At 75.0% G+C, this 9,379-nt stretch carries 6 protein-coding genes; 3 read left to right on the forward strand and 3 right to left on the reverse strand.

Annotated features, from left to right (window positions below; all coding sequences use genetic code 11):
- Positions 1-66 precede the first annotated feature (66 nt).
- Positions 67-1,452, reverse strand: coding sequence for a sensor histidine kinase (locus tag ACFV61_RS31640; protein ID WP_380495360.1), 1,386 nt, complete (start codon positions 1,450-1,452; stop codon positions 67-69).
- The gene (locus ACFV61_RS31645; RefSeq protein ID WP_380495362.1) at positions 1,449-2,132 is read right to left on the reverse strand and encodes a response regulator transcription factor; all 684 of its coding nucleotides are present in this window, start codon (positions 2,130-2,132) and stop codon (positions 1,449-1,451) included. Before ACFV61_RS31645 ends, ACFV61_RS31640 begins: the two co-directional genes overlap by 4 nt.
- 214 nt (positions 2,133-2,346) lie before the next feature.
- Here ACFV61_RS31645 and ACFV61_RS31650 point away from each other — a divergent pair, with 214 nt between their 5' ends.
- The 3 genes from ACFV61_RS31650 to ACFV61_RS31660 all read left to right on the forward strand — a co-directional run bounded on the left by ACFV61_RS31650 (position 2,347) and on the right by ACFV61_RS31660 (position 7,883).
- On the forward strand, positions 2,347-3,816 hold the full coding sequence (locus tag ACFV61_RS31650; RefSeq protein WP_380495364.1) for a glutamate synthase subunit beta: 1,470 nt from the start codon (positions 2,347-2,349) through the stop codon (positions 3,814-3,816).
- 243 nt (positions 3,817-4,059) lie between these two features.
- Complete coding sequence (locus ACFV61_RS31655) at positions 4,060-6,681, forward strand: hypothetical protein (RefSeq protein WP_380495366.1); 2,622 nt, start codon at positions 4,060-4,062, stop codon at positions 6,679-6,681.
- Positions 6,678-7,883 carry a hypothetical protein gene (locus tag ACFV61_RS31660; RefSeq protein WP_380495368.1) on the forward strand — a complete coding sequence of 402 codons (1,206 nt, stop codon included), beginning with the start codon at positions 6,678-6,680 and terminating at the stop codon, positions 7,881-7,883. Before ACFV61_RS31655 ends, ACFV61_RS31660 begins: the two co-directional genes overlap by 4 nt.
- 67 nt (positions 7,884-7,950) lie before the next feature.
- On the opposite strand, the gene ACFV61_RS31665 is transcribed toward ACFV61_RS31660, so the two are convergent.
- Positions 7,951-9,379: hypothetical protein (locus tag ACFV61_RS31665; RefSeq protein ID WP_380495369.1), on the reverse strand; the 1,429-nt coding region annotated here is incomplete at its 5' end.

Here is a 9,379-nt window from a genome sequence, read left to right on the forward strand (position 1 = left end):
CCCCGGGCGCTGCTGCGCGCCCGGGGCCCGGCGGCGTTGTGCGGACGGCGGTTTCGAGGACACGCCCTACGGGCCGAGGGTGAAGCCGATCACGGCGCCGCCGCCGTCCCGGTTGGCGGCGAAGGCCTCGCCGCCGTGCGAGCCGGCCACCTCGTGCACGATGGCCAGGCCCAGCCCCGAACCGGGCAGGCTGCGCGCGGCGGTGGCCCGGTAGAAGCGGTCGAAGACCCGGGAGAGGTCGGCCTCGTCGATCCCCGGCCCGCCGTCGCGCACCTCGACCCGGCGGCCGCGCACCACCACCTCGATCGGGGCCGTCCCGGCCGGGTCGAACTTGGCGGCGTTGTCCAGCAGGTTGCCCACCGCCCGGGCCAGCGCGTCCGGGCGGGCCGTGACCACCGTGTCGTCGGCGTCCACGGTGATCTCCCGGCCGCTGCGCCGCCGGGCCTGTGCGGCGGCTTCGCGCACCAGCTCGGCCAGCACCAGTTCGGTCGGTTCCTCGTCGGCCTTCCGGTCCGCGGCGAGCGCCACCAGCTCCTCCACCAGCAGCGTCAACTCCCGTGCCTCCTCGGCCAGATCGGCCATCAGTGCTTCCTGTTCGGCGGGCGGCAGGCGGTCCAGGCTGGGCAGGACCGAGAGGTTGGTGCGCAGGCTGGTCAGCGGGGTGCGCAGCTCGTGCCCGGCGTCCTGGACGAGTCGGCGCTGGTTCTCCTTCGCCGTGGCGAGCCGGCCCAGCATCCGGTCGAAGGCCCGGCCGAGCCGGCCGACCTCGTCCGTCCCGGCGGCCGGCACCGGAACGTCCAACCGTCCGCTGGCGGCGACGAGTTCGGCCGCGTCGGTGAGCCGGACCAGCCGGCCGGTGATCCGCCGGGCGAGCAGCCAGCCGGCCCCGCCCGCGAGCACCGCGACCACCGCCACCGACACCCCGGTACGGATCCGCAGCGTCGCCAACAGGTGCTCGGTGGGGCTCAGTTGCTGGGCGATCTGGACCGCGCCGCGGCCGCCGCCGAGCGAGACCACGGCCACCCGGTAGGTGTCGCCGTGCACGGGCCGAAGTCCGGACGAGGTCCGGCCGGGGGCGTCGGAGCGGGCGAGGGAGCGGTCCTCCGGGGTCGGCCGGAGGTCGATCCGGGCGGTGCCGGGCAGCACCTCCCCGTCGGGGCCGAGGGACTGCGAGGTGACCCGGATCGGGCGCAGCAGATCCTCGCTCAGGCCGCTCGTGCCGTTGAAGTCGCCGGGGAACAGCATCTCCCGGCCGACCTGCTGGTGCACCGCCTGGACGGCCGCGGTGAAGTCGGCGGCCTCGTCGTCCCGGATCAGCCGGGCGGCGGAGCGGTAGCCGAGCGCGCCGATCAGCACCGCGACCAGGGCGGCCATCGCGGCGAAGGCGAGCGAGACGGTGGTGCGCAGCCCCGGGCGCGGCCACAGCAGCCGCGGCCGGCCACGGCCGGTCACGACTCGCGCAGCGTGTAGCCGACGCCGCGGACGGTGTGGATCAGCGGTGTCAGGCCGGGCCGGTCCAGCTTGCGGCGCAGGTAGCCGATGAACACCGCGAGGTTCTTCGAGCCGGGGCCGAAGTCGTAGCCCCAGATCTGCTCGTACACCGTGGCCTGGTCGAGCACCGAGCCCGCGTGCCGGGTCAGCAGCTCCAGCAGGTCGAACTCGGTCCGGGAGAGCTCCAGCTCCTGCCCGGCCCGCCAGGCCCGCCGGGCGTGCGGCTCGACCCGCAGGTCGGCCACCGCGAGGACGCCGCCGCCGACGGGTTCGGGCGGGCTGCGGCGCAGCAGGGCGCGCAGGCGGGCGAACAGCTCGTCCACGTCGAAGGGCTTGACCAGGTAGTCGTCGGCCCCGGCGTCGAGCCCGGCGATCCGGTCCGGGACCTCGACCCGGGCGGTGAGCATCAGGACCGGGGTGCGGTCGCCGTCGGCGCGCAGGCGGCGGCAGACCTCCAGGCCGTCCGGGCCGGGCATCATCACGTCCAGCACCAGCAGGTTCGGGCGCTGCTCCGTGAGGGCGGCCAGGGTCTGCGCGCCGTCCGCGGCGGTGCTCACCCGGTAGCCCTCCAGCTGGAGGGCGCGGGTGAGGGAGTCGCGGATGGCCCGGTCGTCCTCGGCGATCAGCACGGTGTGGGTCATGGCCCCGATTCTCCCCGGCGCGCCCGCGGCGGCGTCCGGCGGGTCCGGGCGACGGCCTCCGCCGGGTCCCCGGGTCCGCGGGTCCGGGCCCGGCCGGTGGCCGTACCGGCTGCGGCTTTCGCAGCGCCGGGGACGGGCGTACGGTGGCCACACGGTGGCGTGTCCGCCGGGGGTGCCACCGGGTCCTTGTCGGCACACCCCGCCGGAGGCCGCGATGGCAGACCGGATGGCCTTCCTCACCACCCCGCGCGCCGAGCGCGAGCGGCGGGACGCACAGCAGCGGCTGGGGGACTCCCGGGAGGTGTACCGGCCGCGGGCGCCGCTGCCGGTGGTGGGCGGGCAAGCGGGCCGGTGCATGGACTGCGGGCTGCCGTTCTGCCACCACGCCTGCCCGCTGGGAAACCTGGTGCCGGAGTGGAACCGGCTGGTGGCGGACGCGGACTGGCGGGCCGCCGCCGCCCGGCTGCTGGCGACCAACAACTTCCCCGAGTTCACCGGACGGCTCTGCCCGGCGCCCTGCGAGAGCGCGTGCGTGCTGGCCATCGACGGCGCGGCGGTGACGATCAAGAACGTCGAGCTGGCGATCACCGACCGGGCCTGGGAAGAGGGCTGGGACCTGCCGCAGCCGCCCGAGCGGAGCGCCGGGCGGCGGGTGGCCGTGGTCGGGTCGGGCCCGGCCGGCCTGGCCGCCGCGCAACAGCTGACCCGGGCCGGGTACGCCACCACGGTGTACGAGCGGGCCGACCGCCTAGGCGGGCTGCTTCGCTACGGGATCCCGCCGTTCCGGCTGGAGAAGCACCGGCTGGACCGGCGGCTCGACCAGATGCGGGCCGAGGGCACGGACTTCTGCACCGGGGTGTCCGTCGGCCGGGACCTCGCGGCCGGGGAACTGCGGGCCGGGTGCGACGCGCTGGTGGTGGCGGTCGGCGCGACCGCCTGCCGGGAGCTGGCGGTGCCGGGGTGCGCCCTGCCCGGCGTGCACCAGGCGATCGACTACCTGACCTGGGCGAACCGGGTCGACGAGGGCGACCGTGCGACCCCGCCGGTGTCCGCCGAGGGCCGGCACGTGGTGATCGTCGGCGGCGGGGACACCGCGGCCGACTGCCTGGGGACGGCGCTGCGCCAGGGCGCGGCCTCCGTCACCCAGCTCGACATCAACCCGTGCCCGCCGGTGTGCCGGGCGCCGGGGCAGCCCTGGCCCGTCCACCCGAAGGTGTACCGGGAGACCACCTCGCACGAGGAGTCGGGGGCCACGGCGGCCGGGCCCCGGGTGTTCGCGGCGACCACGCTCGGCTTCGAGGCCGGACCGGACGGCCGGCTGGCCGCCGTCCGCTTCGCCGAGGCCGAACCGGCCGACCGCAGCCCCCGGGCCGGCACCGAGCGGAGCGTCCCGGCCGAGCTGGTGCTGCTCGCGCTGGGCTTCAGCGGCCCGGAGCCGGACCAGGGGCTGATCACCCAACTCGGCCTCGCCACCGGCCCGGACGGCGCCCTGGCCCGGGACGACGACTTCGCCAGCGGCGCGCCGGGCGTCTTCGTCGCCGGGGACGCCGGGCGCGGGCAGTCACTGATCGTGTGGGCGATCGCAGAGGGGCGGGCGGCGGCCGCGGCGGTGGATCGCCATCTGCGCGGCGGCACCGAACTCCCGGCGCCGATCCGGGCGTCGGCGCGGGCGCTCACGCTCTGAGGGGCGTGCGGGCGTTCACGCTTTGAGGGGCGTGCGGGCGCTCACGCGCTGGGCGTCGGCGCGGGCGCTCACGCGCTGGGCGTCGGCGCGGGCGCTCACGCCCTGAGGGGCGCGCGGGCGGGCCCGGCAGCCCTGCCGCACTTCCTCGCAACCCGCCGTGCGCCGCGAGCCGTTCGGGCGCGGCGGGTCCCCCGGGCGGCGCCGGGTAGGGCTCGGGGCAGCAGACGGACGGAGGGGACCGCCATGCCCGACCACTTCCCGGACACACCCGCACCGCCGACGCCGCCGACCCCGCCCACACCACCGTGGCCGGACGGCCAGCCGCCGGTGCTCGGCCACGCGGCCCGCAGCATCCCGAAGGCCACCCTCGTCCCGCTCCGGGTGGACGGCCCGCAGCGCGGCCCGGCCTTCGCCGGGCACGCCTACCTGCGCGGACTCGACCTGCGCCCCGGCGAAGTGGCCGCCGTCCGCGAGCAGGTGACGGCGGACCTGCCCTGGGAACTGCTCGCCGCCTGCGCCGCCGCCCCGGCCGATCGCACGCTGCGGGCCGCCGCCCTCGCCGCCGCCGACGGCGCCGCGCTGCGCGCCCTCGGCGCCGCGCTGGAGCGGGTGCGCCGGGCAGCGGGCACCGAGGAGGGCCTGGCGCTGGCCGCCCGGGCCGCCGCCGCGAACGCCGCCTACGACCACAACGCGGCCGTCACCCCGATCGGCATGATGAACCTGGAACGCCTGGAGATGGCCCCGGCCGGCATCGAGCGGGGCGAACTCGTCGCCACCATCCCGCTCGCGCCGCTGGAGGAGACGGCCGTCTCCCAGAAGGAGTGGTCCGTCACCTCCAAGGAGTTCAGCTCGATCGTCACCGACACGCTGGAGAACGTCAGCGAGACCGGCGTCACCGACAACACCGAACTCTCCCAGTCCACCACCAACCAGTTGCAGCACAGCAACCAGTTCAACGTCACCGGCACCGTCTCCGGCGGCATCCCGCTCATCTCCGGCTCCGTCACCTCCGGCATGACCAGCCAGAACTCCGACTCCCAGTCCGCCACCGACAGCCGCAAGCACGCGACCACGCTCACCCAGAAGGCCTCCTCCCGCACCAAGCAGGAGCACAAGGTCACCATCACGACGACCACCGTCACCGGCTCCTCGGAGACCACCACCCGCACGCTGAAGAACGCCAGCCCCACCGACCCGATCCGGATCGACTACTTCAGCATGATGCGCAAGTGGCGGGTCCGGCTCTACCGCTCCGGGCTGCGCCTCACCTACGACCTGGCGATCCCCGAACCGGCCGGTGCGCTGCGCGAGGCCTACGCGGAACTCGCCGCGCTGGAATCGAAGGTGGGGCCGTTCCAGTTCGACGTGCCGCACTCGGACATCACCGAGGAGGTCCGCCCCGGCGAGAGCCAGCCGCACTACCTGGTGCTCGCCGAGCGGTACGGCGCCGTGGTGCAGCTCGCCCCCGGCCCGCACCCGGACGTCCACGTCAACGCCACCGCGCCGAACAACGACGGCGCCGGCATCTACGACGCGCCGCCGCTCACCGTCCCGGACGGCTACTGGATCAAGAACCTCTGGTTCCAGTTCGCCTCCGAGAGCCGCACCGGCGACTACAACTACAACCTCAAGGTGCTCGGCAGCACCATCCCCGAGTGGAACGAGCCGTTCGGCTCCCACGGCCCGGTCGACCTCGCCGACCCGGCCGACGGCGCGCTGCTGCGGCACGCGGGCGGGCCGTCCGTGGTGAGCTTCCACCTGGTCAACAACCGGCAGACCTGGCTCAGCCTCACGGCCGTCGTCGAACCCACCGACGAGGCCCGGCGGCAGTGGCAGAACGGCGTCTGGTCGGCCCTGTTCAACGCCGCCCAGACCAAGTACTACGCCGAACAGCAGGACCTCGCCGCCCGCGCCGCCGCCCTGCGGGACCGGCTGAACGGCGTGGACACCCTCACGCTCCGGCGCGAGGAGAGCGACGAGGTCATGAAGGGCGTGCTGCGCTTCCTGCTCGGCGTGGACTACCACGTGATGCCGCAGGAGGTGGTCGACGCGTTCAAGGCCTCCGTCGGCAACGACCCCGACCGGCTGCGCCACGGCGCCGGCTTCCCCGGCGACGACACCGGCGGGATCGGGGTGAGCGCCGCGGCCTGGGCGGCCGTGCTCGGGCACGAGGCGGAGGTGGCCTTCATCAACCAGGCCATCGAGTGGGAGAACGTCGTCACCTTCCTCTACTCGTACTTCTGGGACGCGCCCGCCGCCTGGGGCTTCGTCAGCAGGATCACCCACCCCGACGCCAACCGGCAGGCCTTCCTGCGCGCGGGCAGCGCCCGGGTGGTGCTCACCGTGCGCAAGGGCTGGGAGGAGGCCTGGGTGCGCTTCGCCGAAGGCGGCTTCCACGGCGCCCCGCTGCCCGCCGACCACCCGTACCTCACCATCGCCCGGGAGATCGCCGCCTACGACGACCGGAACTACCCCGGCATCCCGCCGGCCAACCCCGGCAGCAGCACGCTGCTGCTGGAGGACGAGGTGGTGACCACCTGCGCCGCCGCGGTCGAACCGGCCGCCGGGGGAGCGCCCGTCCTGGTGCCGGTGGCGTCCAGCGCGGGCTTCGAGGCGGACGCCGTCGTGCTCGTCGACGAGTACGACGACCGCCGGATCCAGGAGACCGCCCGGGTGGTGCGGGTCCCGGACGACGGGCGGCACCTGCTGCTGGCCGGCCTCACCCACCGCCACGACGGCACCATGACACCGTTCCCGGTCCGCCGCCCGGGTCGGCGCGGCACCCTGATCGCCGAGTGGAACGAGTACACGCCGACCTCCGGCACCGACATCGCCGTCAGTAGCCCGCTCAAGGACATGTCGTGAGCTTCCTGCGCGACGAGGACGCCTGCCAACTGCTGGGCCCGCCACGCGCGGAGCCGCCCACGGTCTTCGAGTACCTGGCCGCCGAACTGTGGGTCCGCCACCACTTCGGGACGGACTTCGAGGCCCGCCCCGGCGCGACCTGGGTGACCTTCCAGCTCGACCGGATCGGCGAGTGGTGGGGCACGCCCGGCCGGGGCAGGCTCGACCAGCAGGACGCGCTGCCCTACGCCAGGCTCACCCAGCAGCCGCCGGACCCGGTGCTGCGGATGGTGCTCCAGGTGCTCTCCGAGGACCTGCGCAACGTCTTCCCGGCGGCGAAGGTCGAGGCGATCACCCGGATGCTCAAGGACCGGAGCACCCCGGCGGTCAAACTGGTCAAGGCGATCCGCGAGCTCACCCCCGGCGGGGCGCTCAAACCGGACATGCTCGGCATCCAGAACCACGTGCCTGAGCTGAGGCTGGAAGCCCTGGAGGTCGGCACCGAGGGCGGCGCCCTCGACACCTACCGCGAACTCCAGGGCAAGATCTCGGTGTTGCGGGACCCGTGCGGCCGGATGATCGGGAACCGGCTGGCCGTCATGCAGCAGACCGCCGTCAAGCAGCTGCCCGACACGGTGGTCGGCGCGGGCACCGACTGGCGGCTCGGCGCGGGGCTGATGGTGCTGCCGATGCCGCTCAACGTCACCGAGGCGAACGGGGAGACCTCCGTCGACTGGATCTGCTACTGGCCCACCAACCGGGCGGAGTTCAAGGACCACCCGCGGCCCGCGAACGGGCGCCCCGGCTACGACGGGCTGGTGCTCTACCACATCCACCAGGTGCCGCTGCGGTCGGTGCAACTGCCCGACAAGATCCGCGAGGCGATGCTCAGACTGATCGCCGCCCGCCAGCGCGCCCGCACGCTGGGGCCGACGCTGCTCCCCGAACTGGCCACCGCGGTGCAGCGCGACCAACGGCTGTTCACGCGTGAGGGCGAGCTGTTCCTGGCCGGGCTGGGCGCGGGTGCGCTGCTCGCGCTGGGCATCTGGGCGGCGGCCGGGGCGGGGCTGGTCGCCGGGCTGGCGACGGTGGCCAAGGGCGGGCTGGTGGCCGCGGCGGGCGCGCCCGAGGTGTTCGTCGGCGCGGTGGCGGGCGCGGCCCGGCTGGCGGACGAACTGTGGCCGGCGGTCTCGCAGTTGGGGTACCTGCTGCCGGCGCGTTGAGCACGGCCGGGTCCGGCCCGGCCTGGCCCGGACGGACCAGGACGGGCCGGGTCCGGCCGGCTCCGGGTCAGAGCAGCGGCAGTCGGCGGAGGAAGACGTCAGGGGCCTGGTTGGTGTCGCCCGGGACGAGGGTGCCGTCCTCGGAGGTGAACAGCACCGTGGTGCCGAGGGCGTCGACGAACGGCCGCTCCGAGGCGCCGGCGGTCTGCGAGCCGTCCGTCGCCACGCTGACCCGCTCGGTGCGGCCGGTCCACAGGTCGCGCCGGAAGACGTCCCCGGCGTTGTTGGTGTCCCCGGGCACCAGGTTCGCCGCGTCGGAGTCGAAGTAGACCCAGCGGGCGTCGGCGGTGATCTGCGCGTGGTAGGAGTCGCCGGAGGTCTTCGTCCCCGGGAGCCCGGCGCTGACCAGGGTCTCGGTGCCCTCCTCCAGGTCGCGGACGTACACCTCGAAGTGGTGCCCCCAGGGGCCGTTGCCGTCCTGGAGCAGCGCCGAGTAGACGGCGTACCGGCCGTCCTGGCTGAGCGCCGGCGAGGCCGCCCCGCGGTAGCCGCCCGCCCCGTCGGTGCTCGCCAGGACGCTCTGCTCGGCGCGGAGGTCGCGGACGTAGAGGGGGTAGAAGCGGGGCTTGAGGATCGTCGGCTGGTCGTCGTGCCGGAAGGAGTCGCGGACGAACTCCTCGTCGGAGACGGCGTCGAGCTCGGCGGCGGCCTTCGCGGCGAGGGCGCCGGGCTTGTCCTGGCCGATGATGTTGGTGGCCTTGGAGATGAAGCCGACCGAGCCGCCGTCCCCGCTGATCACCGGCTCGGCGGAGGAGGCGTTCGCCTCGGTGCCGTCCGCGCCGACGCTGACCAGGCGGGTCCCGCCCGTCCGGCGGTCGGTGACGTAGATGTTGCCGCCCGTCCAGGTGACCGTGCCGGGGGCCAGGTCGGAGCGGTTGGACTGGTAGGCGACGTACCGGCCGTCCCAGCTGATCGACGGGTGGCCGGACTGCCGGCCGGTCTGCGGCTTGGCCGGGTCGTGGCCGGTGGACACCAGCTCGGTGGTCCCCGTCCAGCGGTCGTGGACGTAGACGTCCTCGAAGCCGAGGTTCCCGCCGGGGGCGAGGTTGGTGGCGTAGGAACTGAACGCCACGTAGCGGCCGTCGCCGCTGATCGTGGCGTCGAAGGAGTCGTCGGCCGCCTGGGCGCCGTCCGCGCCGGTGTTGGCCCGTTCGGTCCGGCCGGTCCACAGGTCCCGGACGAAGACGTCCGACTTGCCGTTGGTGTCGCCGGGCACCAGGTTGGCGGCCTTGGAGGTGAAGACGGCGAAGCGGCCGTCGGCGCTCAGACCGGCGGCGTACGAGGCGCCGTCGGGCTGCGCCTGGCCGAGCCCGACGGACACCCGTTCGGTGCGGCCGCGCGGCGCGTCCGCCTGGGCGGGCGTCGCCACCGTGACCGCGGCCAGCGCGGCGCCCCCCCCCCCGCCCCCCCCCCCCGCCCCCTCTGTGTGGGGGTGA

Origin of the sequence: Kitasatospora sp. NPDC059817 (assembly GCF_042731835.1) — a bacterium.
Classification (GTDB): Bacteria; Actinomycetota; Actinomycetes; order Streptomycetales; family Streptomycetaceae; genus Kitasatospora.